We start from the raw sequence: 26,144 nt of genomic DNA, 5'->3' as shown, positions 1-26,144 counted from the left end.
ACTAAAGGATTGAAAATTTTTACCCGTTTTTCATGAAAATTTTCTAAAAACAGTAAAATGTTCGTGTTTACTGGCTAGAAACTGCGTTGTTTGGCTCATTGTTTTCTCATTAAAAGGTAAATTAATTAAAAATTCTTTCATAATTCCCAATGATTTTTACAAAACATTTACAATAATGGTATCGAATAAAAACATTCGTTTGTTATGATTAAAATCGAATTTCTTTGAGCGTTTGACCGAAACATCAAGAGTTCGTTTTTTTTGTGACTTGAAATGCCAGTCAACTATTCGGAGGAAAAAGAGAAAATGGAGGGGCAGTTTTGATAGAAGTAGTCGGGTTGAAGAAGGTTTTCGATAATAAGTTTGAAGCCTTGAAAGCAGTAGATTTTACAATAGAAAAAGGCGATTTGGTTTGTTTGTTGGGACCAAGTGGTTGTGGGAAATCGACGATATTGAATTTGATCGCGGGGTTGTTGAGTCCCACCGATGGCGATATCCGCTTTAATGGTTCTTCCGTTGTTAAGACCGAGCCAAAAGACCGCAATATCGGGTTTGTTTTTCAGAATTATGCCCTTTATCCCCATATGACTGTTTTAGAAAATGTCATGTTTCCACTGACAGTCGGAGAGAAAAAGATCAAGAAAAACGAAGCACAGAAAATTGCTGAAAAGTTCATGAAACTGACCAATATTGAAGAGTTAAGTCAGAAAAAACCAGGAACCCTTTCTGGCGGACAGCAGCAACGGGTAGCGATCACGCGTGCCTTGGTGCAAAGTCCAGAAGTCTTACTACTGGATGAACCATTGAGTAACTTAGATGCCCGTTTGCGCTTGAAGATCCGTGAAGAGATCCGTCGGTTAGTCAAAGAAGTGGGCATCACCACGATCTTCGTGACTCATGACCAAGAAGAAGCTCTTTCTATCAGTGATAAGATCATCTTGATGAACGAGGGGATCATTCAACAAAATGATGATCCGCAAAACCTTTACTTAGAACCAAACAATCTTTTTGTAGCGAAATTCATCGGTAATCCAATCATCAACATCTTGCCAGTAGAAGTCAAAGATGGCCAAATGATCCATCCTGCCTTCACTGTACCAGTTGACCGTTTTACTGACCTTCGCTTCAAGAAACCATTAACAGACGGCCAATACACGTTAGGCATTCGTCCAGAAGATGTGCTGACCACCTTGCAAGCAGGTTTGTTCCAAACGGAAGTCAAGAGTGTGGAGCTGATCGGACGAGAACGAATCTTGAACTTTGATCTGGCTGACAAACATATGAAATCGATCGTTAGTATTGAAGAAATCATTGAAGAAGGCGCGCAAGTGTCATTTGATTTTCATTACAAAAAAGCCTTTATCTTTGATGAAAAAGGAGAGCGGGTCTACTAATGTTCAAAAAAAATTATAACCCTGAGAACCAACCGAAAGCATGGCTGTTTTTACTGCCTTCACTGGTCATTATTTTCTTATTCAGTGTATATCCGCTGTTTCGTTCCTTCATCATGAGTTTCCAAAAAGGAACCTTGATTAACCAACAGTATGCTGGGCTTGAGAACTATCAAAGGGTTTTAACGGACCCAGTCTTCTTTCGAGCACTGCAAAATACGGCGCTCTTTGCTTTTGCGGTCGTACCGATCGCGTTGATCCTTTCTTTAGCGATTGCGTGGATCATTTTTGAAAAAGTCAAATATAAAAGTTTTTTTGAAACGATCTTCTTTATGCCTTATGTCACGAGTACGATTGCCATCGGGATCGTGTTTCGCTACTTTTTCAATGGCTCTTACGGGATCATCAACTATTTGTTGAGTCTTGTCGGCATTCCACCAGTCAACTGGCTGGATAATGTCAATATGAGTATGACGACCTTGATCATCTTTGGCGTTTGGACGAGCCTTGCCTTCAACATTATTATCTTGTTGGCAGGAATGCGCAACATCGACAAAGAACACTACAAAATCGCAAAAATGTTTGGCGCCACCGATGGCGAGATTTTTCGGAAAATCACCTTTCCGCAGTTGATCCCGACTTTTGCCTTCTTGTTAACGGTCAATCTGATCAGTGCCTTTAAAGTCTATACTCAAGTATATGCCTTGTTTGGCGGACAGCCAGGGATCGCCCGCAGTGCAACCACGGCAGTCTTTTATATTTATGACAAATTCCATATCGCCGGACGTCCGGGGATTGCAATGGCGGCAACCGTGATCTTGTTCATCATTATTTTGCTCGTCACCTTTATCCAAAATAAACTTTTGAAGAAAGTGGGCGAATAAACGAATGAAAAAAATTGTCACGATTGTTTCGATGCTGTTTTTAGCAATTTTAGCAGTGATCACGCTGTTTCCCTTTGTCTATATGATTTTAGCTGGTCTAATGACCTACAGTGAAGCAACCAGTATTCCACCGACGATCATGCCAGAGTCTTTCCAGTGGAGCAACTACGGGGAAGTTTTTACCCGAGCACCGTTTTTACGCTACTTCTTTAATACGGTCTTCGTTTCCGCGGTGACGACTATCGCGACGCTGATCACTGCGATTCTAGCTGCCTTTGCATTGACTAGTCTTGAATTCAAATACAAACGGTTAGTTATCGGATTGATGATCTCGTTATTGATGGTTCCTTATGAATCGATCATTTTCACCAATTACAATACGATTGCGCGAATGGGCTTATTGAATACGTATAGTGCGTTGATCATTCCCTTTCTGACCAGTATTTTTTACATCTATTATTTAAATGGTTATTTGCAAAGTATTTCCAATACCTTTTACAAAGCGGCCAAAATCGACGGTGCTAGCGATTTGGCTTACATTCGGCGGATTTTGATCCCCATGTCAAAACCAGCCTTAGTGACAGTCGGGATCTTGACTTTCATCTCTAGCTGGAATTCCTTCTTATGGCCGTTGCTAGTAACCAATGAGAAAAAATACCGCCTCTTAAATAATGGGTTGGCTGCCTTTACCACAGAAAGCGGCAGCGATGTTCATTTACAGATGGCGGCAGCGACCTTGACCGTCATTCCAATTCTGATCATTTACTTGATCTTTAGAAAAGAAATTATCAAAGGAGTGGCTAAAGATGGCATCAAAGGATAAAACGACGATTACCTTTCATAGCGGGATCTTAACGATTGGAGGGACCGTCATCGAAGTTGCGTACAAAGATGCCCATATCTTTTTTGACTTCGGTTCGGAGTATCATCCAGAAACACCCTTACCAGATGAAGAATTACAAACGTTAGTTGCGCATCGCTGGATACCAGAACTGAAAAATGTCTACGATCCACGCTTAGACTACACGTACCAAGGAAGCGAAACGAAAGAATACCAAGAAACAGCAGTTTTTCTTTCCCACGCCCATCTGGATCATTCCAAGATGATCAACTTTTTAGACCCAAATATTCCTATGTACACCTTGAAGGAAACCAAAGCGATCCTCGAAGTGTTGAATCAAAAAGGGGACTTCTTGCTGCCCGTTCCTCATGAAGAAAAAAGCTTTGTCCGTGAATTGATCGGCTTAGAACCCCATGATGTGATTCGGGTCGGGGAAATCAAAGTCGAGATCATTCCAGTCGATCATGATGCGTACGGTGCGGCAGCTTTGTTGATTCGCACGCCAGATCATTTTATCGCTTATACCGGTGATTTGCGTTTGCATGGCTATCATCCAGAGCGTACCAAAGAATTCTGTCAGTTAGCCAAACACACGGATCTATTGATGATGGAAGGGGTCAGCATCAGCTTTCCAGAAAGAGAACCGGACCCCAAAGCGATCACAGTGGAAAGTGAAACAGAATTGATCGAGACCTTCGTGCGTCTGGTCAAAGAAAATCCCCAACGACAAATTACTTTCAATGGCTATCCAGCCAATGTCGAGCGCTTTATGGCGCTTGTTGAAGCCGCGCCGCGGACGGTTGTTTTAGAGGCGACGCAAGCTGCTTTGTTGAAAGAAATTTTCAATAAAGATGTACCGTTCTATACGATCGATGATCAAGTACCAGCGACGCTCGATCCAGCCTTCGCCATTTCTTATCAGGCATTATGTGCCGACACGAGCCAGTACCTTTGGCAAGCAGTCGCGCATTTTGAAAACTTGCAGACGGGTGGTTTGTATATTCACAGTGATGCGCAGCCGTTAGGCGATTTTGATCCAGCTTATCAAGTCTTTTTGGATCAATTGGCAGCACTGGACATCGAATTTGTCCGTTTGCCAAACTCGGGACATGCGAAACCAGCTGATTTAGATCAGATCATTGCATGGATCGAGCCCCAACGATTGGTTCCAATCCATACGCTGAAACCAGAAAATCTGGTGAATCCGTATGGTGAAAGAATATTGCCGCAACGCGGTGAAAAAATTATTTTAGAGTGATAGAGGAGAGGAAAAAATGAAAACAAAGAAACTTGCATTTGCAGCAGCTGCAGCCGCGACATTGGTATTAGGGGCTTGTGGAAACAACAACGATTCATCTGGTTCTACGGAAAGTGATGAAATCGTTACAGAGCTAAGCGAAGATACGACTGTCACCTTTTGGCATGCAATGAATGGTGCGCAAGAAGAATCATTGACGAAATTGACCGAGCAATTCATGGACGAAAATCCAAACATCAAGATCGAATTGCAAAACCAATCAAGCTATCCTGATTTGCAAGCAAAGGTGAATTCAACCTTGCCTTCACCAAAAGATCTGCCAACTATCACCCAAGCATATCCTGGTTGGTTATGGAATGCTGCCCAAGATGACATGCTAGTTGACCTTGGCGAATACATCAACGATGATACTATCGGTTGGGGTGACCAAGAAGAGATCCGCAGTGCCCTTTTAGATGGTGCACAAATCGACGGCGTGCAATACGGGATTCCTTTCAACAAATCTACAGAAATGCTGTTTTACAATGCAGACATGTTAGACGAGTATGGTATTGACGTACCAACAAACCTGGAAGAATTAAAAGAAGCTTCTCAAGAAATCTATGAAAAATCAAACGGTGAAGTCGTAGGTGCTGGTTTTGACTCATTAAACAACTACTATGCCATCGCAATGAAAAATCAAGGCGTTGATTTTGACAAAGACTTGCAATTAGACAGCGATGAATCAAAAGAAGTCATCAACTACTACCTAGATGGTGTTAAAGACGGCTACTTCCGAATCGCTGGTTCTGACAAATACTTGTCTGGTCCATTTGCCAACGAGCAAATCGCAATGTATGTCGGCTCAATCGCAGGGGAAGGCTTTGTTAAAAAAGATACCGAAGGCAAATTTGAATATGACGTAGCAGCTCGTCCAGAACCAATCAACTTGCAACAAGGAACTGACTTGTATATGTTCAACAGCGCAACACCAGAGCAACGCACCGCTGCTTTTGAATACATGAAATACCTAACTTCGCCAGAAGCGCAAAAAACATGGGCGATCGATACCGGCTACATGCCAGTTGTTGAATCTGTTTTGGAAAGCGATGAATACAAAAACAATCCTGAAACAAAAGTCGCTGCCAAATTAGAAGATGCAACCAAAGAATTGTTCTCGATCCCAGTGATTGAAAATGCTGATCCTGCTTACAATGAAATGCGTTCAATCATGGAAAACATTTTGTCTAATACAGATCAAGATGTCGATCAATTGATTGAAAACGCGAAACCACAATTAGAAGATGCTTGGAACCAATAATTCTGAATTTCTTCGTCAAAATAGGGTATAATCAGGGAAACACCTGAGAATGAAAGACAAAAGGGTTTGTGCCATAAGGTTTGAAGACACAAGGAAGCAGAAAATGCTGGCTTTCGAGGGTTTTCGACTTATGCGCATGCCCTTTTGGTCTATTGAGGGGAAAAGGAGTCTTTTGAATGAAAATCACGTTTTTAGAAACGAGCGATATGCATGGCTATGTCTATCCAACCAATTTTGCCGATGATACGGAACAAGGATTCGGCGTGGCAAAAGTTGCCACCAAAATGAAAGAGCTACGTCAAGCAGCCTCCGGGCCGGTCGTAACGATCGAAAATGGCGACTTTATCCAAGGCTCGCCCTTAAGCTATTACATCGCCAAAAGCCAGCACTCCGTTGCCGCATTGACCGCTGTCGTCAACCACCTAGACGTTGATGTCCATGTCTTAGGCAATCATGAGTTCAACTACGGTCTGCCTTATTTGCAAGAAGCGATCGCCAGCTACCAAACACCAGTACTCGCAGCGAATATTTTAAATGAAGCGGGAGAACCATTCTTTGGCCAAGCTTACACCATCATTGAAAAAGAAGGGGTAAAGATCGCGATCTTAGGAATGGTGACGCCATATATTCCTCATTGGGAACAGCCTGCGACGATTCGCGGGATGCAGTTTGTCAGCATCGTTGAGACAGCGAAAAACTATGTGCCTTACTTAAGAGAAAAAGCCGATATCGTTGTCGTCAGCTACCATGGCGGCTTCGAGCGTGATTTAGTCACTGGAGAACCGACCGAATTATTGACTGGTGAAAATGAGGGCTATCAATTATTGCAGGAAGTCTCAGGAATCGATGCGTTCTTCACAGGACACCAGCACCGTGAGATCGCCACAAAAATCAATGGTGTCCCCGTTGTACAGCCCGGTTATCGTGGAAGCTTTATCGGCGCCATCGAATTGACGGTTGAAAAAAATCAGACAGGGGTTCATGTCACAAACAGTACGGCTGCGTTGATCCCTGTTGCAGATGCTGTCCCAGATCAAGAGACGTTGGCTTTGTTAGCACCCATCGAAGAAGAATTACAAACCTGGCTAGATCAGCCGTTAGGCAAAGTCAGTGGGGATATGCGAATCACCGATCCGATGGGGGCACGCTTGAAAGAGCATCCTTATATTGAATTCATCAATCGTGTTCAGATGGCTGCCAGCGGCGCCAAAATTTCTGGTACTGCTCTTTTCAACAATGAGGGCAAAGGCTTTGGCGCAACCATCACGATGCGAGATGTGATCACTAATTATATTTACCCAAATACGTTAGCTGTAGTCAAAATAACAGGTGCCGAATTAAAAGCCGCTTTAGAACAAACGGCGGATTATTTAGCCGTTGTTGACGGTCAGATCGTCTTCAATCCTGCTTTTATTGAGCCAAAACCGCAATATTATAACTACGATATGTATGAAGGCATCGAGTATACGATCGATCTTAGTCAACCCGTCGGTCAGCGAATCACCCGCTTGGACTTTGAAGAAAAAGCCATTGCGATGGATCAAGAATTAGAGATCGTCATTAACCAATACCGTGCAGTAGGTGGCGGCAACTACGCCATGTTTTCTGCCGAAAAAATCGTTCGTGAGATTCAAGTCGATATGACGGAACTGATTGCTGACTATTTAAAACAGCATCCTCAAATCGAAGCTACGACGAATCAAAACTTTCTAGTGACGTTATAACAGTAAAACAGCCTGCGATGAAGGAATCATCGCAGGCTGTTTCTTAATTTTCTACATTGCGTACATAGTCATCAAAGTATTTTACCAAATCCGCTTTGACTTGTTGATAGTCTTCTTCGGAATACTCTTTGTCTTCTAGTTTTGCTTCGAAAAACGGCATGGCCAATTCTTCTCGTAAACGATCCAACACTTGTTCTTGGTTCATAACGTCACCTTTTTCACATTTGATTTGATTTCATCATAACAAATGAAATGAGGCTGTCAATGCTTCGTAAGTGTCTTTCATTTTTTCTAAACGATTTTTTAAAGAAACAAAATCATCGTCATCATGAAAAAGGACTTGTTTTAATTCAAAATAATAGATCTCAAAAGCATCAAAGAAAGCAATGACTTCCGCTGTTTGCAGCTCTTTGGCAGTATCGCAGCGAATATAGGCTTTTTCAGCGATCGCATACGTTTCTGCAGTCGTTAATAGGACCAATGATTCATTGTATTTGCGGCTCGTCACTAGTTCAAAGGTTGATTGACATTTATTGTAGATATTAGAAAAATCTTTGAGCACAAGTTCCTTTGGTGTTTTATCAAACATGGGGGAATCCTCCAAAACTTTATTTTTTGAATAAGACGCAGACACATTCTGGTGCGTAGATGTCTTTTTCTAAGACAGTCAATTTGCCAGTGGCTTCATCGCGTTTGTATAACGTTAGGTTATCAGAATTTTGGTTGGCACAAACGAGATAATCGTTTGTCGGGTCCAAATCGAAATCGCGAGGGAAGTCGCCTTCAGTCGAGATTGATTGAACAAAAGTCAGGCCAGCGCCTTCATCGGTTACTTCAAAAACAGCGATTGAATTATGGCCGCGATTTGAGCTGTAAACAAAACGGCCATCGTTCGAGATACGTACCGCAGCGCCACTGTTGAAATCCGTAAAGTCCGCAGGGATCGTTGGCACCTTTTGGATTTTCTCAAAACTGCCATCTGCTTCATTGTAGCGTAAAACAGTCAATGAGCTGTCTAATTCGCCCACTAAGTAAGCGTATTGGTTATTTGGATGGAAGACCAAATGACGTGGACCAGTTCCGTCTTCTGCCACGTAAACGGCAACTTCTGTCAGTTTGCCATCTTCTGAAATATCATAAGTATAGACCCGGTCTGTTCCAAGGTCACAAACTGCTAAACGTTGGTCTGGTGTTAAGTCAGTATAGTGGACATGAGGTTTGTCTTGGTTTTCATGAGAGCCGACGGGTTCATCATGGTAGATGCTGTCCGTTGCTTCGATGCTGCCATCCTCTAGAATTTTATAAACATTCACTTCACCTTTATGGTAGTTGGCACCATATAAAAGCTGACGGGTTTCATCAACTGCTACATAGCAAAGTGGTGCGCCTTCTTCCGTTGCGGTATTCAGCAAGGTAAAGTCTGGGGTATAAGCAGCTGCGCCGCCGTTGCCATCTACTTCTGTGACGCTGTAAACTGCTTCTTTTTTACTGCGGGCAAGATAAGTCGGACTTTTTTCTTCCGCGCATAAGGTCAAATCGGTCAGTGTTCCTTTTTCCGTATCTAAAGCGATCGAATAGATCCCTTTACTTTCGCGACGAGTGTACGTACCTAAATAAATCGTTTGCAACATAAAAAAACCTCCTAATAGTTTCATTCCTATTTAATTCTACCATAGAATGCGGTTTTGGGCGGGTAGAAAAACTCTTTATGTTATAATAAACAAGAAGATAGAAAGGGGAGTTTGTCATATGAAAAAAGGGACGATCAAAGAAATCGGTCCACAAGCGATCGATTCGCAAGAAAGAATGATCATCTTTTTTGGGGAAGAAGCGACCGACACACTGCGAGAATATTCAGTCATCCAAACGATTCCTGATTCGCAAGCGTTAGTCGTCACAAAAGGGGACCAGATCACTTTTGGTGATCAGACCTATCAAGTCCAATATGTAGGGACGGTCGTAAACCAAATCCTGCAAACGATCCAGCATGTGACCTTTGTCTTTGACGAAGTGCCGGCTGAAGATCAGCTTTCAAGTGCGATTTATTTAACGCCAACTGTTCTGCCGAAACTAGAAGTCGGCATGCAGGTGACGTACGACTAGGAGGCAAAGAATGTCATGAAAGAAACGCAGAAAAAGCCGCATTCCTGGTTTTGGAAATGGTTTTTAAACAATCAAGCAGTGACCAGCTTGCTGGTCATTTTATTGATTCTCTTGATTTTGCTGCTCTTTACGAAAGTGTCGTATTTGTTTGAACCCGTCTGGCAATTTTTAGCCATCGTCGGATTGCCAATCATTTTGGCGGGGATCTTGTATTACTTGATGAACCCCACCGTCGACTACTTAGAACGCAAGGGAATCAAACGAATCTACAGTATTTTCGGTCTCTTTATTTTAGTGGTTGGTCTGATCGTCTGGGGTGTGGTGGTGATCATCCCTAAGATCCAAGAGCAATCCATGAGCTTTGCGGATAATTTGCCAGGCTACTTGACGATCATCGAGAATAAGGTGAATGAGATCCTCTCTGATCCAATCTTCTCACAAGTCCAAGAGCAGATCGAAGCCTCCAATGAGAAGTTGATTTCTTCTTTGACGGATATCGTCCAAAACCTTTCCCGCAGCACGATTCAAAATCTAGGCAGTTTCTTCGGCGCCGTTGCAACGATCGTTTTAGCGGTCATTACCATGCCATTTATTTTGTTCTACCTACTGAAAGATGGCCGTAAACTAGCCCCTTATTTTGTTAAATTTCTGCCAACCAAAATGCGCCAGCCATCACTGGTCGTCTTAAAAGAGATGAACGATCAAGTATCCTCCTATATTCGGGGACAACTGACGGTGGCGTTTGCGGTCGCAGTGATGTTTATGATCGGGTTTAGTATCATTGGCTTAGATTATGCCATCACACTGGGGATTGCAGCGGGATTTCTAAATTTGATCCCTTATTTAGGATCTTTTTTGGCCATGATCCCTGCGGTCTTTTTAGGAATCGTCGGTGGACCCGTGTTACTGATCCAAGTGCTGATCGTCTTTGTCATTGAGCAGACCATTGAAGGCCGCTTGATTTCGCCATTAGTTCTAGGAAACGAGTTGTCGATTCATCCTGTCACGATCCTGTTAGTCCTCTTGACTTCAGGAAAACTGTTTGGCCTTGTTGGGGTCATTTTAGGGATTCCTGTGTATGCGGCAGCTAAAGTGGTCATTACCCATGTGTTTGAATGGTATACGCGGGTTTCCTCCTTGTATGAAGAGGAAGAACCGATCCCCGAAGCGCCACCAGAGGACACCCCAGAAGTGTAGCAGCTTCGAGTGTAAAAGAGCCCATACGTATTATCTACGGTACAGCCTTTTTCTGTGGGCTGTACCTTTTTTATGCGGATAAAAGAGCCAGCAATCATTGGAAAGTAACGGAAGATTTACAACCTATGAACGATGATTTTTGAGAAATAGACAGCTCTTTATTCAATAGAAAGAGCGAGGGATAGTGGCTTGGATCCAATTGACTTCGAAGGAACAAAAGAATATAATCGATTTATATAAAGAGTTTATATAACGAAACTTGTGCTTAAGGAGGACAATGAATGCCGAAACAACGAATAACAAAGGAAATGGTGGTTGATGCCGCCTTTGAGATTGCTCGAAAAGGCGGTATGGAGCACGTGATCGTCAAGAACATTGCCGAGAAGTTAGGCTGTTCAGTCCAGCCCATCTATAGTTACTGCACCAATATGGAGGGCCTGCGAACAGAAGTAGAGCAGAAAGCACGGCAATTTTTACAAGCGTATCTAGAAGCCCATAGCGACCCCCAGGATCTGTTTCGCAGTACCGGACACGCGTATTTGCAATTGGCGAAAGAAGAACCCCATATTTTGAGTATTTTTGTCTTACAAAAAAGAGCGAATGTTTCGTCATTAGAAGATCTGTATCAGTTGGAGACGAATCCTCAAGTAGCCCAAAGGATTGCCGCCGATTTGACTATCAGTATAGAAACCGCCAAACAGCTACACATGCATATGCTCATTTACACGATCGGAATCGGTACGATTTTCTCAGTAACGACACCTGGTATTCCACTAGATGAAATCTATGCACAACAGGAAAAAGCGTACGAAACGTTTTTAGAACAAGCAATAGCTGGCACAAAACCATAAGGTGCAGTCCTAACTGCAGAGAGGAGTTCCCCCATGAAAAACGGCATGATTGTTTATCAATCGAAATACGGCGCTGTCAAAAAGTATGTCCACTGGCTTCAAGATGCAACAGGTTTTTCCAGCCTAGAAACCCCAAAAGCGAAAATAGCTGAAGTAATGGATTATGACACAATTATCTTCTGTGGGGGAATCTATGCATCGGGTATTGCTGGACTGTCCTTTTTAAAAAAGAATACCAACCAGCTAAAAGACAAAGAGATACTTATCTTTTGTGTGGGAGCCTCTGCTCCTGAAGAAGATGTTGTGAAAAAACTCAGAGAACAGAATCTCACGGGTCCAATAAAGGACATCCCCCTTTTTTACGGCAGAGGACAATGGCAGGAAAGCAAAATGAATTTCTTTGATCGAAACTTAGTGAAAATGTTAAGAAAAGCTGCGGCTAAGAAAGCGCCGCACACCTATGACCCACAGACGAAGGCACTCATGGAAGCCAACGGACAAGATTGTGATTGGACAGATAAAAAGTACTTGGGTCCGTTGGTGGATTATTTGGAGCAGGGACTGTATTGAACGAGCACAAGCGTTTATTGAGGTTTTATGACTCAAATGAGCAATGAGTGACCAGAGTGTAAGAACAGAACAAAGTTAGCTTATTGCTAATAGATTTTCTGTTGTGACACCCAGAGTCAGCAACTAAGTTCTAAAAAATCGTTCGATCTATTTCTAAAAAGCAATGACTAAGTAGAATGCCGATCACGCATGAGAGGATGTCTTATGCGTGACGGTTTTTTGTTTTATAAACTAGATAGCTTATCTCAAAAAATGGGTAGCTGTTTCCTTTGCTGACAAAATTCTCAGGCACCGTATCTAATGGATTTCTTTTTTGCTTTGCAGGATGAACAGTTTTGTGAAGCTGAGCGTTAAACCTGATCTTTTTAGTGTTTTAAAAATAAGCAGATAAGCTATCACTTTCTGTACAACGTATATTCTTTCTAAATGCAAGATATCTTTCGTTGCGGGGTTTTTTATGGCTTGGGCGGATTTGACACACTGTTGCAAGAAATACATATGGTCGCCGAAAACATTGGTTGCGTATACTAAATGCAAGATAAAAGAAAGCCTTGTGAGGTCAAGAAAATGTGGATTTTAGCAATTGATATTGGCGGTACTGCTATTAAATGTGGGTTAGTGAATAGTCAAGGGGAACGCAGACAATTGACTCAATTTCCTATGAACAAGGAATATGCCACAGTCACGCAACGCATATGTCGACACATCGATGCATTCTATGCTGCAACATTTGATGGTATTGCTATTAGCTCAACGGGACTGGTTGATCCACGAAGCCAAGAAATCGGGATGACATCACCTTTGTATGAAGGATTTGGCAAAAGACTGGTTAGGCATTTGCGAAGCACATACCAATGTCCAGTGGCTGCCGAAAATGATGGCAACTGTGCGTTATTGGCAGAAAAGTGGTTAGGTCACGCTCAAAATTGTGCGTCCTTTGCGACAATTGTCCTAGGTACATCCGTTGGCGGTGGCTTAATGATTAACCATCAATTGGTTCGCGGCAAACACTTACTAGCAGGAGAGTTTGGCTATATGCTTTTTCCGACCGAAACGAAGGATTGGGAACTTTGGAGCATCGCAGGGTCAACCAGAACTCTTGTGGAAGAAACAGCAGAGCGTATCGGAGATCCCACAATCAATGGGCAGCGCATTGATACACTGGTTCAAGAACAAGATCCGCGATGTCTGCCAATGGTCGCTGATTTTGTCGATAAGCTGGCGGCAGCTTGCTATAGCCTACAGTACATGATTGATCCGGAAATTATCTTGATTGGTGGTGGAATCAGTGCTAGCCGTTTCTTGATCCCTCAAGTAAACGCACGATTGGCTGTGATTGCTGAACAGATTCCAAGTACTGTTATCGTGCCAAACATTTGTGCCTGTCGTTTTGGCAATGAATCAAATTTATTAGGCGCTTGTTATAACTGGTTAAGAAAATACAAGCCTGATAGCTAACTTGTAAAAAAGCATTGTTTTTTATTAAAATAAAGCGTATTTTATTAGAGTATCATACATTCTTTTCTCCTAAATAAGTACCGATAAATGAAAGCGTTTTTGAGCTTTTGAAATAACAGAGAATAGGTGATGCAAGTGAGAAAGTACACGGAACAGAATCGTCAAAAACTATTTAGGGGAATCATTCGTGCCATCAGCTCTTATTTAATCGTGTTTTTAGTGCCTTTTTTAGCCGTGTCATGGATTTGGTATGATACCTCTGTCAAAAGTATCAATGAACAAGTACTGCTGACGGCCAGAAATCAATTGATCCAATTGAAATATTCATTAGAAAATACATTTATTCAATTGAATTATCTGACCCAAAAAATGACCAATGATCATGTTGTTTCATTGAAATACCTACAGCATCCTTACTTGACTAAAGAAGCAAAAGAAGCGATGCAGACATATAAAATCACTAACGATCTAGTCGAAGAAGTCTATTTATATTATAAAGAAGCTCCGGCGACCCTTTATTCAACCGTTGGCTCACTGTCAGTCGACACATTCTTGAATAAGGTACTGCCAAAAAACGATATGGACCAAGTTCAATTGGTCGCACAATTGGACTCTCCAGCGCCGACGTTACTGACATTGGAAGGTGCTGGTGGAGAACAGCGATATTCGCGTTTCTTTTATATCGTTCCAATTCAAAGTGAAGAAATGACCGTTTACGGCGCAGCAATCTACGAAATCAAAGAAAACAATTTGAAGAGAATCCTTGATTTAAGCAATAGTGATGGGCTCAGCAATACCTATATCATCAATGGTGAGTATCAGTTATTAGCCAGTACCACCAATGATGAGTTAGCACGCTTTTTAAATCATCCTGAGCGAATAAAAAAGGCATTCAAACAGGACGAATGCGGTTTGAACAATCGACGTATTTTGTTCAAGCAATTGCCAACAAAGAATTGAATATTTCGGTCGTAGCTGTCGCCAATCCGAATCAAGCATTGGCTTCAGTCAACCGTGTGCAAGAACAGTTCGTCCTAGTATTTATCGCCATATTGTTTACGGGTATCACCGCAGTCGTGATGCTTGGTTTACGCAGTTATCGGCCGATTCGCAAAATAGAAAATCTGGTTCAGGAGTTTCATCGTGATCCAAAAATGACTCTTCATTCGATGGATGATGTCCATAATACGCTAGCGGCATTTTTGGTAGAGCACCAAGAACTGCATCAGGAAGTCCGCCTGCAAACACCTCATGCCAGAGAGCAAGTGTTGCGCAAATTAATGAGTGGACGTTTCCGATCAGAACAAGAATTGGCTCTGCTTTTGGAAGCTGTCCATGTTTGTTTTCCTAACTCGAATTACTTTGTGATCGCCATTGATACGAAAACTGTTGATACCAAAGCCAAGCAAGGGGATAAGAAATTTTTAATTGATTATATCGAAGAAATCAAAGAAGCTGATTATACGGCATATGCCACTGAAATTTTGTCCACAGAAATGCTGGCATTGACCGTTGGCTTTGTTGATGGCAAAGAACAAAAAGAAATTGTAGATGCTATCGCGGAAAAAATTACCCAAGCGATCTCCCTAACACCCGCAATGGGTGTCGGGATGACGGTCGATCAACTAACGGCTATTAATGAATCGTATATCGAAGGATTGGCGGCACTGGAAAATCAAGGAAGTCAAGGGAAGCAAATCAGCTACTATGCGGAGCTTTCCCAAGAGACCAAACATTTACCGATCAATTATCCAGACAATCAAAAATTAAAATTGATCCAAGCCTTGAATCAAGGAAATATTGAGATTGCCAGTGAAACGATCCAACGTTTGATTGAAGAAGGCGAAAGCAAGCAGACTTCGCCTCGTGTCCAAAAAATGTACGGCTACTACTTGTTGAATACGATCGCGCAAGTCGGCGGTGAATTGGTGGGGGCAGAGGTACTGCATACTGCTTCTGAAAGTGCCGATTTCAACAACTTGAACCAATTGCAGACGGCCTTGTTAACGATTGCCCAGCAGATTTGTACAAAGGTGCAGAAACAGCCGCTGGATGACGAGTCGGAAATGAATGAGAAAATCTTCAGTTTTATTCAAGAAAATTATCATTCCTCTCAGCTATCGCTAGAATCGGTGGCAGAGGAAGTGGGTGTATCTGTCTCTTATGTCAGCCGTTTTGTAAAAAAAGAAAGCGGCAAAACCTTCTCCAAATATATTCAAGAATTACGGCTGAAAAAAATCAAAGAAGAACTGATTGAAACAGATTTGCCGATCAAAGAAATTATTCGTAACAATGGGTATTATGATGTTTCCAACTATACGAGAAAGTTCCGAAAAATAGTGGGTGTGACCCCAGGGCAATACCGTGAAATGAACCAAAAAATGAGAAATTATTGAAAGTAAGAGGAAGAATGAGATGAATAAACCAGTTGATTTGAAAGAAGCTCAGCAACGAGCTGCCGTCTTTTTTGAGGAGATAGGTTGGCAGTCGGCGAAGGATCCGCTCCCGCAAATAGTGGTTGATCCGCAGCTGGATGCTGATTTTCGATTTGAAAACCAAACAATCAGTGTGTCCTCGCCAGAACACGTCTTTTACGCGTTAACCAAATATGGCCGAGATCAAGCGACAGGTCAATTAGCACAGAAAAGCTATCTAGCAGCGCTTAAAGAACGCTGTCTGATGATCGATATCGGGCGTAAATTTTATTCTCTAACTGATTTGAAAGTAATCGTCCGCAGTATGGCTTGCTTCCAATTTACGCATCTGCAGCTTCATTTTTCGGAAAACGAAGGCTTTCGGATTGAATCCCAGCAATTTCCAGAAATCGTTTCGGAAGAATATTTGACCAAGCAGGAAATTCGTGAATTGATTGCGTATGCTCGAAATCATGCAATTGCCATTATCCCTGATTTTGATTCTCCTGGTCATTTGCGGCAAGTGTTGGCTCAAAAGCCCGAGTGGCAATTACCGACAGCCGATGGCACGCGTGATGATCGAGCACTGAACATTTTGGATTCAGAAGCGGTAGCTTTTATTCAGGAAGTTTATCGGGAATATGCGCAACTGTTTGAAGACAGCACCTATTTTCATATTGGTGCCGATGAGTTTATTGATTTTGATCATTTAGAAAATTTTCCACAAATGATTGAAGCAGCCCGCGAGCGCTATGGGGAAAAAGCTAGCGGAATCGAAGTCTTTATTGATTATGTCAATGAACTGGCGGCCTTTGTTGAAAGTCTCGGCTTTGTTGTGCGGGTCTGGAATGATGGGTTTTACCGCTTGAATCGCCAAGAGCAGACAACGTTGACGGAGAATTGCCAAATCTCCTATTGGACCCGTTGGAACCAGAATATGGCGCCGGCAGATGTCTTTTTTGAAAAAGGCTATACCATGATCAATCACAATGATAATTTTTTCTATTATGTCTTAGGAGAAGCGGCAGGCTATACTTATCCAACCTACGAAAAAATCAGCAATGAATTCCAGTTGACGACGTTTGCCAATGGACAACAAGTTGCACAGGAACAGCTTGCCCAAACACAGGCGATCGCTTTATCCGTCTGGGCGGATGTGCCTGAGGCTCAGACTAGTCGTGAAGTGATCCAAGCGATTTTTTGGCTCCAAGCGGCTATTAGCCAAAAAGTTTATAATGAACCCAATCGGCCAAAAGAGACAGTACAAAAGCTCTATGATGGGTGGGAAGCGGCATTCAGCTGATTGCTAGAGGAATTGGGTGAAGCAGCAATCGCTGATAATCCCTATTATTTTTTTATGATGAATAAGTTTAACGATAAGGCAAATCAATGCCAGCGACACACTGTATAGAATGAACATAGCCCCGAGTGAGGGGGAGAAATGGAGCAAATAAGTGGTCATAGACATTCAACCGTTGAAGAGAAAAGATATCCTTGAAATGGATCAAATGTTTTTAAAGCAAGGGTGGCCTTCTCGCCAGCAGCTCTTGATTGATTATTTAAACGAGCAAGAAGCGGGGGAGAGATGCGTTTTGCTTGCCAAAATAAACAACAAAACTGCCGGGTATTTGACCTTGGTTCCTCTAGCAAAGCATGGACCATTTAAAGGCTTGTATCCAGAAATTGTGGATTTTAATGTTTTTGAATCCTATCAAAAACAAGGGGTAGGCAGTCAGCTTTTAAAAGCAGCCGAAGGAAAGGCACGAGAAATAGCTGCCGTGATGACATTGGGGGTAGGCTTGCATAATGGTTATGGATCGGCCCAGAGACTGTATGTAAAACAAGGCTATATTCCAGATGGATCTGGTGTTTGGTTCAATAATCAGAATTGTGCGATGAATGCGCCTTGCTGCAACAATGACGATCTTGTTCTTTATTTGTCTAAGGAACTTTGAACCTCCTGTGGTAAGTACCGTTAAGAATGGATTAAGCACGCAACTCGTTTGGATGTTCTCATCACCTGTTCAACAAGCTGGTTGGCTACTTTCGTATAGGCAAATTTGTAGGAGTTCTTGAACAAATAGCCATAAAAAATGACTAAAAGCGATCCGCTTCTAGTCATTTTTTTGTAAAGAAAGTAAGGGCAACGTCTTTATATAAATAAATTCTTCATTTAGGACAGTGCAACGGGTGCTTACATTTCTCTTAAAGTGATCTCGACCACTGGTACCAACACATCTGGTGGGCAGACGGGTAAGCTGAGAACAAGGTCCTCTTTGTTGATGATGGCTTCCGTTGAAGTGAGAACTTCTTCGGGATCAAATCCTCGATAAAACAATTCGGAGCCATCATGTAAGAAACGGATATGCTTTACGCGTCCTGCAAGCCCTGGAAGATGCAAGGATTTGTATGGATAAGAAAAGAGGTGCAAGTAAAGTTTATTCCCGTTTTGGGTGTAGCGGCTGTCAATAGGCGGTTGAAAAGAGCTGGTACCACAGCCGATAATCGCTTGTTGATGATAATGCATCCATGAACCGATGGCTTCTAAATGGCTGCGAGTTGGTAAGCTGATTTCTCCACGAGCATTTGGGCCGATATTTAAAAGAAAGTTCCCATCTTTTGCCACTGTGTCAATCAGCATTTTGGTCATCATTTCACTGGATTTCCAGTGCTGAGCATCACGATCATAGCCCCACGTTTCGTACATCGTTTGGCACGCTTCCCATATCAAAGGCAATCCATCCGCTTCTAATGGTTTGTCTGGTTGGAATTGCTCAGGGGTGGTAATCCCTCGGCCCAAATCCAGACGGTCATTCAGCAGCATGTTCGGCTGCAGGTTTCGACAAATTTCTTCGATCCGCTTACTATCCCAATCGGCGGCACCTTTGCCTTTAGACCATCCCCAATCTCGATGACTATATGGAAAATCAAACCACATATAATCGATGGTTCCATAGTTAGTCAATAGTTCAGTGACTTGACCAGCTAAAAAATCTTGATAGCGGCGCATGTCACGCTGGTTATTCGTCTGACGGGCTTGAATAGTCTCTCGTTGCGGATGCAGCCCATCGAGCGTGAAATCTGGATGATACCAATCGATCAGCGAATGATACAGCCCAATCTTAATGCCGACCTTACGAAATGCCGGCAGCAGTTCTGCTAAGAGGTCACGCTTGAAGGGGGTATTGGTCACTTTGTATTCGCTGAGAGCGGTATCCCAAAGGGCAAAGCCTTCATGATGTTTCGTCGTGAAGACCATGTATTGAAAACCGGCCTTCTTTGCGGTTTGAGCCCATTCCTCTGCATTGAAAAGATCAGGATCAAACTGAGAAAAATAGTTCTCGCGATAGGTGGTGGGTTCAATTTTTTCTGTCGTCATAAACCATTCGTGTCGAGCGCCAATACTGAAAAGGCCGAAATGGATGAATAAGCCAAACCGATCATGGAGGAACCAGTTTGGGTCAGGGTAGTCGGCAGGCCAATTTTTATACGTTCTCATTAAAAATAACTCCTTTTTCAATCACTTAAAGAAATTCTGTATTCGTCATGACTGTTTCTTGAATTTTCCAGCCATCTGCTTCCTTGACAAAGGTATGGTAAGCCTCTGTGATGTGGTCACGGTAAGAAGAGTCTTTTGGGCTGATCGTTTTCTGTTGAGCCGCGACCAGCATGGATCCTGTCTCTTGTTTAACAACTTCAAAAGAAAGCAGCGTGTGCTGCAGCTGTTCTTCTGCAAAAAAATCAGCTAATTCTTGGGTCGTCTCTGCTCGTGCCGCTGCCACTAGCGTTGCGGCATAGGCTGTCGCGTCTTGGTCAGAGGCTGCTTGTAAATTTTCTTTCAGCACTGCCAAACAAGCCTCCGCCGCTGCTTGATTTGTAATATTGCCTGTCATCTCCAGTTTTTCTGAAGGTTGGGCATGAACTGGAGCAGAAGAATCGGTTGTTAGAAAATAGAGAAAGAATAGGCTAACAATAGCCAGCAGACTCACGATGACGGTTCGGCGCAGCAAGGATGTTTTCATAAGTTCTCACTCCTTCTTTTAAACATCAGAAATTTTCCCCGCACTATAGATTCCATGAAATAAATTGCGACCCACAGAAGTACTGCCGCTGAAAGGGGTCACCATTGGTAAGGACGGTTGAGTCAATTCTTCCAACGTATCGAGCTCCCCGTCCAAGAAGGCAGTAAGCCGCCAGAGTGTCGTATCGCAGCGCATCAGCAAGGCGCCGTATCGCAGATCGATAATTTCAAAACCGAAAGGTCGATTCCAGTCAAACCAGACTTGACGATGGGCTTCATAAAGGGATTGCAAGGTGGATTTATAGACACTGAGCTTATCTACTGCTTGGTGCAGTCCGGTGCGATCTTTGCTTTTATAGGCACTAGTGATCTGGTTGGTAATACAGGCTTTTTGTGCCAAAACATCAGCCAGCTGCTGATAAAAGGCAAACATCGTTTGTGTGTCCCGTGTTGTTTTCACAGCAGCCAACTCTTGAGCCAATGTTTGATAGTGGGATGCTAAAGAAAGATCAGTTAAATTTTCTTGATACAAGCCATACAGCAAGTCTTGGTAGAGCAACAGCTTGCTGGGGTTTTCTCCGTGAGGATTGTTTTTTGGCACACCTGTAGTTTGATCAAAGCGATCAAGCAGTAAAAAGTCGTTGGCTATTGATTGATGAAAAAGCTGAAATTTTTTAGTTAAATTCTCTAACGAAAGGTCGTTTCCAAACTGCGCTTCACTGAAATATTGCAAACCTAGTAGCGCAGCAATCAATGGTGTTTCAGCTCCGTCGTCGCCCCAAAGTGTGGCATAGACTTCTTGGACATCGTTTTCTTTGGCGGCTTGCAAGGCGTGACGCATGGTGGCGAAACTTTTGCCGTAGTTCGGCGCCAAACCGTTCCACGTCCAGATACCTCCAGCAAAGACGATCGGCTGTTTTAATTCCCGATGTTTCGCAAACATTCGCTGATAAGAGGCATGATCATGGTGATAATAATCCCAGTAAACCATTTTGACCGCAGGAAGGTCAGAAAATAATTCTGTCGGAAAACACACGTCTGAATCGTAGTAATCACCCGTAGGCGCACCGATTCTAAAAAACATATCGCTCCACATCATCGGCTCAAAACCTATGTTTTGACAAAGCGCAGCTACCTGCTTTAGGTGTGCGGCCATAATCGTGAAACGGTCTTTTAACCCGTGTATTTCTAAATACTTTCCTTTCCCCAATTGGTGTGCTTCATCCATACCGATGTGCAGTTGATCAGTTGCAAAACACGAACGGATCGAACGGATCGCTGCTTCCAAAAAAGTATACGTTTCTTCTTCTCCCACCAGTAGAATATCTTCTGTGTCCCGAATATTTCCAGCGAACTGCCACTTTAAAGGATTCGTCAAATGTGCCAATGTTTGAATCGCTGGAATCAAAGTTACTCCTACGGCTTGGGCATAGGTATCTAGAGCCTTTAACTCTACTTGGGTATAACGACCGCGCAAATGTCCGAAATAAGGGTACTCTGGAATTTCATAAGTATCTTCCATATAGAGCATGAGGCGATTGAGACCCATCTTACTTGTTAATAAAATGAACCGTTCCAGCTTTTTGACGGTCATCACCGCATTGCGGGACAGATCGATCATTGGTCCAATTGCTTCAAAATGCGGCTGTTCTTCTAAGACATAGACTGGGCGGTCTTCATGCACCCATAAAGTTAATGCCCGAAACAAATGCGCTTTTTCTTGATAGTAAATGATCGTTTCTAGTGGGCCGTGGCAAATTTTCAGGGAACCGGGTCGATGAATCAAGCGCAAGGGATGGCCATTCGGCGTTTCCCTCAATTCTAGTTCTTGCAGTGCGTGACTAAAAAAATCATCGAGGTTTTCATTACTTTGGATAAAAATGTCCTTCATCACGAGCGTCCTTCTTTCATCAGTGATTCCGAGCGCTGAATCGCTTGAAAAGAGAACCAGCTACTGGGGAATAGGAAAAAGGGAACAAAGCCGATGACTAATAAGATTGGCAAAAAAGTCAAAATGATAGTAGTCACTAAGATTCCCAAAATCATCGCAATTGTTTGGGGAACACTGATAACCATTAGTAATATTGCTTGTTTAAAATAGTGAAGAAGCGTCAAATCATAACGCAAATAGACCGGCAGAAGGTACAAGCTGATCAAAAGGGCACTGATAAATAGCAGCAGCAAAAAAAAGTGAATCAAGCTATTTTGGATAAAAGTACTAGAGATACGTAATTCCAACCATAAGAACAACAACAAACCCGCTTGCATGGCGCCTAATTGATTGGCACGACGGAAATTTTTTTTCACGATAGTTTTGAACCAAGTCTTCAAAGACGCTGGTCGTTCCTTTTTTTGGAAGCTATCGAAAAAAGCTTGGATAATCGTAGCGGTGGCAGGAAAAATACCTAAAAATATCCCGTATCGAAATACCCAATAAAACCAGAGTAACTGCAACTTCAGGCAATGAAGTAACCAATCGCCGACTTGATAGGAAACATGATAAATACCATTCGTTTGTTTCATAAGCCCCTCACTTTCTTACGGATACAAGTTTTGTTGTATCCGCTTTATTTGTTGTTCTAATCGTATCATTGATATATAGCGAGTGGGAGTAAATGGAAAAATCACACATCGAAAACAAGAAAAACACAGCAAATGTATTTGAAACGCTACATTTTTCCAAAAACGTTCATCGAAATCAAGCTTTATTCCTTGCACCTTTTATAGACGAAGTTGCTCGTTTTAACATAGCGAAAAAACTTACATATTGTTATAGGACATTTTTTTCGCTTACATTTAGAACAAAGAAAGGAGTGCAAATGAATGACAAAGATTCGCGGTGATATTGAAGAAGCCAAAGGGAACGTTCAAGAAGAACTAGTCCCAGAAACAGAAATGCTCAAGCAACGTCTGGAATGGTTTCAAGACTTGAAATTCGGAGTGATCTTCCATTATGGGCTGTATGCCGAAGCGGGGATCGTTGAGTCTTGGCAATTATCTGAAAAAGATGAATGGGCTAGAGAAAACCACCCTTATCGAGAAACCATCGAAGCACTGCGTTTGGATTATTGGCAGTTGATCAATCAGTTTGAACCGAAGAAGCTGGATACCCGCAAATGGGCAAAAATCTGTAAGGATGCAGGGTTTAAATACTGTTTATTCACAACAAAGCATCATGATGGGTTTTCGATGTTCAATACAATGGAATCAGAGTTTAAAATCGGCGGGAAATTAAGTCCCTTTAAACGCGACATATTGCAAGAAGTGTTTACGGCATTTCGAGAAGCAGGGATCGCCACAGGAGCCTATTATTCTAAAGCTGACTGGTATTCTCCTTTTTACTGGTTGGATGATGATACCGTCAAAGGCCGTCATGCCAGTTACGATACCCATCTTCATCCAGAAATTTGGGCACGCTATGTGTCGTTTGTGCATCGCCAGATTGCGGAGATTACCTCCAATTACGGAAAAGTCGATTTTCTTTGGTTAGATGCCGGTTGGTGCGGACAAGGCAAAGAAGACCTACAAATGGATCGTTTAGCTGAGATTGCGCGTAAGAAACAGCCGGAATTGATCATCGTTGATCGGATGATGGGGGGCCGTCATGAAAATTATGTGACACCAGAACGCAAAATTCCTGCATTAGCGGAAATTCCTAAAAAAGTTTGGGAAAGCAATATCCCGATTGGAAATGATTGGGGCTATGTGCCGAATGATACTTTTAAGAGCAGCCAAGAACTGCTGGAAACCTTGATTGATGTAGTCAGTAAAGGGGGGAATTTGATTTTAGGCGTCGGACCAACACCTGATGGCGAATTTACATTCGAAGAGACCCAACGCTTAGAAGAAATCGGCCATTGGTTGGCGCTATATGGTGAAGGCATCTATGAAACGCGGGCAAGACCAACAGCTTGGAAAAATGAATGGTATTTGACCTATCAAAAAGACGGCAAGGCTCATTTTGCATTTCGCAGTATCGCTGCAGTCGCTTGCGAACAGATTCCTTTAACAGAGATCGGAGCAACTGAAGAAGACGAGCTAATTGATCTAGCCACTAAAAAACCGTTACCAGTCTATAAAAATGCGGATGAACCGTATCTCTTATGGTCGGATATCAGTCACCCGAACGTTGGGGCAGTTGGGATTCGCGTTTCGACACATAGGGAAAAAAATACACATTGATTTGAAAGCGAATACAATTCATGATAAGGCTAACACCAAGCAAGGAGGAGGAAGAATGGAAACAGCGCCAATCAGACAAACCGTTTCAGTACCTAAAACAAAGAAACAAGATATAAAAATGAAGATCAAGAAAAATCGGCAATTGTACTTGTTTGTGTTGCCAGCGTTTTTGATTATTTTGATTTTCTCGTATGGACCGATGTATGGAATCATTATTGCATTCAAGGATTATATGCCTTCATTAGGGATTATGGGCAGTCCTTGGGTTGGGTTTAAACATTTTCAACGTTTCTTCGATTCCTATTATTTTTGGGAACTCATCAAAAATACTTTAGGAATCAGTATCTATTCATTGGTTGTCGGTTTTCCGCTGCCGATCATCCTGGCATTGGCTTTGAATGAGATCAAAGACGGCCCGTTTAAAAAAATTACCCAAACAGTCACGTATGCTCCAAACTTTATTGCTGTGGTGGTCATGGTAGGTATGGTCATTGCTTTCTTATCTCCCTCAACAGGGATCATCAATCACCTATTAGAATTTTTGGGTTTCGAGCGGATCAGCTTTATGACCAATCCCCGCTGGTTTAAAACGATTTATGTACTGTCGGGCGTTTGGCAAGGAACGGGATGGGGGTCTGTGATTTATCTGGCAGCCCTATCTGGAGTTGATACGCAACTGCACGAAGCGGCAACGATCGATGGCGCTTCTCGTCTGCAACGCGTTTGGTATATCAATATTCCAACGATCATGCCCACGATGGTGATCTTATTGATCATGAGCTTCGGCAGCTTGATGTCAGTTGGGTTTGAAAAAATCATCTTGATGCAGAATCCTTTGAATATGCAATCCTCGAATGTGATTGCGACCTTTGTTTACCAGCAAGGGCTGTTAGATGCGCAGTACAGTTTTGCTGCGGCAGTCGGCCTATTTAACTCATTGATCAATTCAGTCTTGTTGATCGTAGTCAATCATATCGCCAAACGTTTAAGCAACTCTAGTTTATTGTAGAAGGGAGGACCAAAAGTGAAAACAACGTCTTTAATAAAAGATACCCGTGCTGATAAAATCTTTTTGATCTTTGTTTATGTGTTTTTAGCAATTTCTTTGCTGATCGTTTTGTATCCACTGATTTATATCATCAGTGCTTCAATCTCAAATCCGCATCTGGTAAACTCTGGTGAAATGTGGCTTTTGCCAAAAGGAATCACCTTTGAAGGCTATCGAACACTACTAGGCAATAGCAGTATCTGGCGTGGCTATTTGAACACGATTTATTATACGGTTTTAGGGACATCGATCAATCTCTTAGTGACCTTACCTTGCGCTTACGCCTTATCACGAGAGGATTTTTATGGGCGACGCGCCTTCACCAATTTTATGTTGGTCACCATGTTCTTGTCCGGTGGCTTGATTCCCAGCTACTTGTTGATTCGCAGCTTAGGCATGCTGAATACTGTCTGGGCACTAGTGATTCCAGGAGCCGTCTCGGTTTACAATGTCGTTGTCACGCGAACATTTTTTCAATCCACGATTCCACGGGAGATGGAAGAAGCAGCAATTGTGGATGGTTGTTCTGATTTTCGGCTATTCATGCAGATCGTTTTACCACTATCAACGCCGATCATTGCGGTAATGGCTTTGTTCTATGGCGTCGGACATTGGAACAGCTTTTTTAGCGCATTGATCTATCTTTCTGATCGATCAATGTATCCGTTACAAATGATTTTAAGAGAAATATTGATTCTTCAAGATATGTCATCAAATACCGTCAATAATGTGACTTCAGAAATGGCGAATATGCTATATAGCAAACAACAACTTGCTCAAGTCATCAAGTACGGCGTCATGATCGTTTCTTCATTACCGGTAATTATCGTCTATCCGTTCTTACAAAAGTATTTTGTCAAGGGCATGATGGTTGGTTCAATTAAAGGATAAAAAACTTAAAG

General features: G+C 42.5%; 25 protein-coding genes. 18 read left to right on the top strand and 7 right to left on the bottom strand.

Annotated features, from left to right (window positions below; translation table 11 throughout):
- Nucleotides 1-320: 320 nt before the first annotated feature.
- The 6 genes from IGI71_RS14855 to IGI71_RS14830 all read left to right on the top strand — a co-directional run bounded on the left by IGI71_RS14855 (nt 321) and on the right by IGI71_RS14830 (nt 7,398).
- On the top strand, nt 321-1,394 hold the full coding sequence (locus tag IGI71_RS14855) for an ABC transporter ATP-binding protein (RefSeq protein ID WP_005228012.1): 1,074 nt from the start codon (nt 321-323) through the stop codon (nt 1,392-1,394).
- The gene (locus IGI71_RS14850; protein WP_005228014.1) at nt 1,394-2,275 is read left to right on the top strand and encodes a carbohydrate ABC transporter permease; all 882 of its coding nucleotides are present in this window, start codon (nt 1,394-1,396) and stop codon (nt 2,273-2,275) included. Before IGI71_RS14855 ends, IGI71_RS14850 begins: the two co-directional genes overlap by 1 nt.
- A 4-nt stretch (nt 2,276-2,279) precedes the next feature.
- A complete protein-coding gene (locus tag IGI71_RS14845) occupies nt 2,280-3,098 on the top strand; it encodes a carbohydrate ABC transporter permease (RefSeq protein ID WP_005228015.1) in 819 nt (272 codons plus the stop codon).
- Nucleotides 3,082-4,374, top strand: coding sequence for an MBL fold metallo-hydrolase (locus IGI71_RS14840; RefSeq protein ID WP_086295757.1), 1,293 nt, complete (start codon nt 3,082-3,084; stop codon nt 4,372-4,374). Before IGI71_RS14845 ends, IGI71_RS14840 begins: the two co-directional genes overlap by 17 nt.
- A gap of 16 nt (nt 4,375-4,390) precedes the next feature.
- Nucleotides 4,391-5,674, top strand: coding sequence for an ABC transporter substrate-binding protein (locus IGI71_RS14835; protein ID WP_016609876.1), 1,284 nt, complete (start codon nt 4,391-4,393; stop codon nt 5,672-5,674).
- Between the two features lie 176 nt (nt 5,675-5,850).
- A complete protein-coding gene (locus IGI71_RS14830; RefSeq protein ID WP_333718762.1) occupies nt 5,851-7,398 on the top strand; it encodes a bifunctional metallophosphatase/5'-nucleotidase in 1,548 nt (515 codons plus the stop codon).
- 43 nt (nt 7,399-7,441) lie between these two features.
- Here IGI71_RS14830 and IGI71_RS14825 read toward each other — a convergent pair whose 3' ends face one another.
- The 3 genes from IGI71_RS14825 to IGI71_RS14815 are packed head-to-tail and all read right to left on the bottom strand — an operon-like array spanning nt 7,442 to nt 9,029.
- Nucleotides 7,442-7,603 carry a hypothetical protein gene (locus IGI71_RS14825; RefSeq protein WP_005228019.1) on the bottom strand — a complete coding sequence of 54 codons (162 nt, stop codon included), beginning with the start codon at nt 7,601-7,603 and terminating at the stop codon, nt 7,442-7,444.
- Nucleotides 7,604-7,636: 33 nt separating this feature from the next.
- A complete protein-coding gene (locus IGI71_RS14820; RefSeq protein WP_005233740.1) occupies nt 7,637-7,987 on the bottom strand; it encodes a hypothetical protein in 351 nt (116 codons plus the stop codon).
- 19 nt (nt 7,988-8,006) lie between these two features.
- A complete protein-coding gene (locus tag IGI71_RS14815) occupies nt 8,007-9,029 on the bottom strand; it encodes a lactonase family protein (RefSeq protein WP_005228024.1) in 1,023 nt (340 codons plus the stop codon).
- 118 nt (nt 9,030-9,147) lie between these two features.
- On the opposite strand from IGI71_RS14815, the gene IGI71_RS14810 reads away from it, so the two are divergent.
- The 9 genes from IGI71_RS14810 (at nt 9,148) to IGI71_RS14770 (ending at nt 17,946) form a co-directional block, all read left to right on the top strand.
- Nucleotides 9,148-9,501, top strand: coding sequence for a PTS glucitol/sorbitol transporter subunit IIA (locus tag IGI71_RS14810; protein ID WP_005228025.1), 354 nt, complete (start codon nt 9,148-9,150; stop codon nt 9,499-9,501).
- A 15-nt stretch (nt 9,502-9,516) separates the two neighbouring features.
- On the top strand, nt 9,517-10,698 hold the full coding sequence (locus IGI71_RS14805; protein ID WP_005228027.1) for an AI-2E family transporter: 1,182 nt from the start codon (nt 9,517-9,519) through the stop codon (nt 10,696-10,698).
- Nucleotides 10,699-10,979: 281 nt separating this feature from the next.
- Nucleotides 10,980-11,549: a TetR/AcrR family transcriptional regulator gene (locus tag IGI71_RS14800; protein WP_010749120.1), complete on the top strand. Its 570-nt coding sequence runs from the start codon at nt 10,980-10,982 to the stop codon at nt 11,547-11,549.
- Nucleotides 11,550-11,582: 33 nt separating this feature from the next.
- Nucleotides 11,583-12,119, top strand: a complete 537-nt coding sequence (locus IGI71_RS14795) for a flavodoxin domain-containing protein (protein ID WP_060791537.1) — start codon at nt 11,583-11,585, stop codon at nt 12,117-12,119.
- A gap of 531 nt (nt 12,120-12,650) precedes the next feature.
- Entirely contained in the window at nt 12,651-13,577 is a 927-nt protein-coding gene (locus IGI71_RS14790) for an ROK family protein (RefSeq protein WP_060791536.1), read from the top strand.
- Nucleotides 13,578-13,706: 129 nt separating this feature from the next.
- Nucleotides 13,707-14,537, top strand: coding sequence for a hypothetical protein (locus IGI71_RS14785; protein WP_430615863.1), 831 nt, complete (start codon nt 13,707-13,709; stop codon nt 14,535-14,537).
- A complete protein-coding gene (locus tag IGI71_RS14780) occupies nt 14,483-15,973 on the top strand; it encodes a helix-turn-helix domain-containing protein (protein ID WP_430615862.1) in 1,491 nt (496 codons plus the stop codon). The genes IGI71_RS14785 and IGI71_RS14780 overlap by 55 nt, the downstream gene beginning before the upstream one ends.
- A gap of 19 nt (nt 15,974-15,992) precedes the next feature.
- On the top strand, nt 15,993-17,294 hold the full coding sequence (locus IGI71_RS14775; RefSeq protein WP_086295753.1) for a family 20 glycosylhydrolase: 1,302 nt from the start codon (nt 15,993-15,995) through the stop codon (nt 17,292-17,294).
- Between the two features lie 151 nt (nt 17,295-17,445).
- Nucleotides 17,446-17,946: a GNAT family N-acetyltransferase gene (locus IGI71_RS14770; RefSeq protein WP_086295752.1), complete on the top strand. Its 501-nt coding sequence runs from the start codon at nt 17,446-17,448 to the stop codon at nt 17,944-17,946.
- A 239-nt stretch (nt 17,947-18,185) separates the two neighbouring features.
- On the opposite strand, the gene IGI71_RS14765 is transcribed toward IGI71_RS14770, so the two are convergent.
- From IGI71_RS14765 to IGI71_RS14750, 4 genes are read right to left on the bottom strand one after another with little or no spacing between them, the layout of a single operon-like run.
- Entirely contained in the window at nt 18,186-19,490 is a 1,305-nt protein-coding gene (locus tag IGI71_RS14765) for an alpha-L-fucosidase (protein ID WP_086295751.1), read from the bottom strand.
- Between the two features lie 25 nt (nt 19,491-19,515).
- Nucleotides 19,516-20,013, bottom strand: a complete 498-nt coding sequence (locus tag IGI71_RS14760; RefSeq protein ID WP_060791531.1) for a hypothetical protein — start codon at nt 20,011-20,013, stop codon at nt 19,516-19,518.
- A gap of 18 nt (nt 20,014-20,031) precedes the next feature.
- The gene (locus IGI71_RS14755; protein WP_333718758.1) at nt 20,032-21,903 is read right to left on the bottom strand and encodes a beta-N-acetylhexosaminidase; all 1,872 of its coding nucleotides are present in this window, start codon (nt 21,901-21,903) and stop codon (nt 20,032-20,034) included.
- Nucleotides 21,903-22,535: a DUF624 domain-containing protein gene (locus tag IGI71_RS14750; RefSeq protein ID WP_015510403.1), complete on the bottom strand. Its 633-nt coding sequence runs from the start codon at nt 22,533-22,535 to the stop codon at nt 21,903-21,905. Before IGI71_RS14750 ends, IGI71_RS14755 begins: the two co-directional genes overlap by 1 nt.
- Nucleotides 22,536-22,835: 300 nt before the next feature.
- On the opposite strand from IGI71_RS14750, the gene IGI71_RS14745 reads away from it, so the two are divergent.
- From IGI71_RS14745 to IGI71_RS14735, 3 genes are read left to right on the top strand one after another with little or no spacing between them, the layout of a single operon-like run.
- Nucleotides 22,836-24,194, top strand: a complete 1,359-nt coding sequence (locus IGI71_RS14745; protein ID WP_333718757.1) for an alpha-L-fucosidase — start codon at nt 22,836-22,838, stop codon at nt 24,192-24,194.
- A 55-nt stretch (nt 24,195-24,249) separates the two neighbouring features.
- Nucleotides 24,250-25,203: an ABC transporter permease gene (locus IGI71_RS14740; RefSeq protein WP_005228058.1), complete on the top strand. Its 954-nt coding sequence runs from the start codon at nt 24,250-24,252 to the stop codon at nt 25,201-25,203.
- A gap of 15 nt (nt 25,204-25,218) precedes the next feature.
- Nucleotides 25,219-26,133, top strand: coding sequence for a carbohydrate ABC transporter permease (locus IGI71_RS14735; RefSeq protein WP_015510401.1), 915 nt, complete (start codon nt 25,219-25,221; stop codon nt 26,131-26,133).
- Nucleotides 26,134-26,144 lie beyond the last annotated feature (11 nt).

The sequence above is a fragment of the Enterococcus sp. DIV1279b genome (genome assembly GCF_050531515.1).
GTDB classification, from domain to species: Bacteria; Bacillota; Bacilli; order Lactobacillales; family Enterococcaceae; genus Enterococcus_D; species Enterococcus_D casseliflavus.
This window is presented reverse-complemented; position numbering and strand designations above follow the sequence as displayed.

Bases quoted from the DNA above. Each gene is read 5' to 3' on its own strand.
- IGI71_RS14850 (WP_005228014.1), top strand. From the start codon at position 1,394: ATGTTCAAAAAAAATTATAACCCTGAGAACCAACCGAAAGCATGGCTG.
- IGI71_RS14845 (WP_005228015.1), top strand. From the start codon at position 2,280: ATGAAAAAAATTGTCACGATTGTTTCGATGCTGTTTTTAGCAATTTTA.
- IGI71_RS14840 (WP_086295757.1), top strand. From the start codon at position 3,082: ATGGCATCAAAGGATAAAACGACGATTACCTTTCATAGCGGGATCTTA.
- IGI71_RS14835 (WP_016609876.1), top strand. From the start codon at position 4,391: ATGAAAACAAAGAAACTTGCATTTGCAGCAGCTGCAGCCGCGACATTG.
- IGI71_RS14830 (WP_333718762.1), top strand. From the start codon at position 5,851: ATGAAAATCACGTTTTTAGAAACGAGCGATATGCATGGCTATGTCTAT.
- IGI71_RS14825 (WP_005228019.1), bottom strand. From the start codon at position 7,603: ATGAACCAAGAACAAGTGTTGGATCGTTTACGAGAAGAATTGGCCATG.
- IGI71_RS14820 (WP_005233740.1), bottom strand. From the start codon at position 7,987: ATGTTTGATAAAACACCAAAGGAACTTGTGCTCAAAGATTTTTCTAAT.
- IGI71_RS14815 (WP_005228024.1), bottom strand. From the start codon at position 9,029: ATGTTGCAAACGATTTATTTAGGTACGTACACTCGTCGCGAAAGTAAA.
- IGI71_RS14810 (WP_005228025.1), top strand. From the start codon at position 9,148: ATGAAAAAAGGGACGATCAAAGAAATCGGTCCACAAGCGATCGATTCG.
- IGI71_RS14805 (WP_005228027.1), top strand. From the start codon at position 9,517: ATGAAAGAAACGCAGAAAAAGCCGCATTCCTGGTTTTGGAAATGGTTT.
- IGI71_RS14800 (WP_010749120.1), top strand. From the start codon at position 10,980: ATGCCGAAACAACGAATAACAAAGGAAATGGTGGTTGATGCCGCCTTT.
- IGI71_RS14795 (WP_060791537.1), top strand. From the start codon at position 11,583: ATGAAAAACGGCATGATTGTTTATCAATCGAAATACGGCGCTGTCAAA.
- IGI71_RS14790 (WP_060791536.1), top strand. From the start codon at position 12,651: ATGCAAGATAAAAGAAAGCCTTGTGAGGTCAAGAAAATGTGGATTTTA.
- IGI71_RS14785 (WP_430615863.1), top strand. From the start codon at position 13,707: ATGCAAGTGAGAAAGTACACGGAACAGAATCGTCAAAAACTATTTAGG.
- IGI71_RS14780 (WP_430615862.1), top strand. From the start codon at position 14,483: ATGCGGTTTGAACAATCGACGTATTTTGTTCAAGCAATTGCCAACAAA.
- IGI71_RS14775 (WP_086295753.1), top strand. From the start codon at position 15,993: ATGAATAAACCAGTTGATTTGAAAGAAGCTCAGCAACGAGCTGCCGTC.
- IGI71_RS14765 (WP_086295751.1), bottom strand. From the start codon at position 19,490: ATGAGAACGTATAAAAATTGGCCTGCCGACTACCCTGACCCAAACTGG.
- IGI71_RS14760 (WP_060791531.1), bottom strand. From the start codon at position 20,013: ATGAAAACATCCTTGCTGCGCCGAACCGTCATCGTGAGTCTGCTGGCT.
- IGI71_RS14755 (WP_333718758.1), bottom strand. From the start codon at position 21,903: ATGAAGGACATTTTTATCCAAAGTAATGAAAACCTCGATGATTTTTTT.
- IGI71_RS14750 (WP_015510403.1), bottom strand. From the start codon at position 22,535: ATGAAACAAACGAATGGTATTTATCATGTTTCCTATCAAGTCGGCGAT.
- IGI71_RS14745 (WP_333718757.1), top strand. From the start codon at position 22,836: ATGACAAAGATTCGCGGTGATATTGAAGAAGCCAAAGGGAACGTTCAA.
- IGI71_RS14740 (WP_005228058.1), top strand. From the start codon at position 24,250: ATGGAAACAGCGCCAATCAGACAAACCGTTTCAGTACCTAAAACAAAG.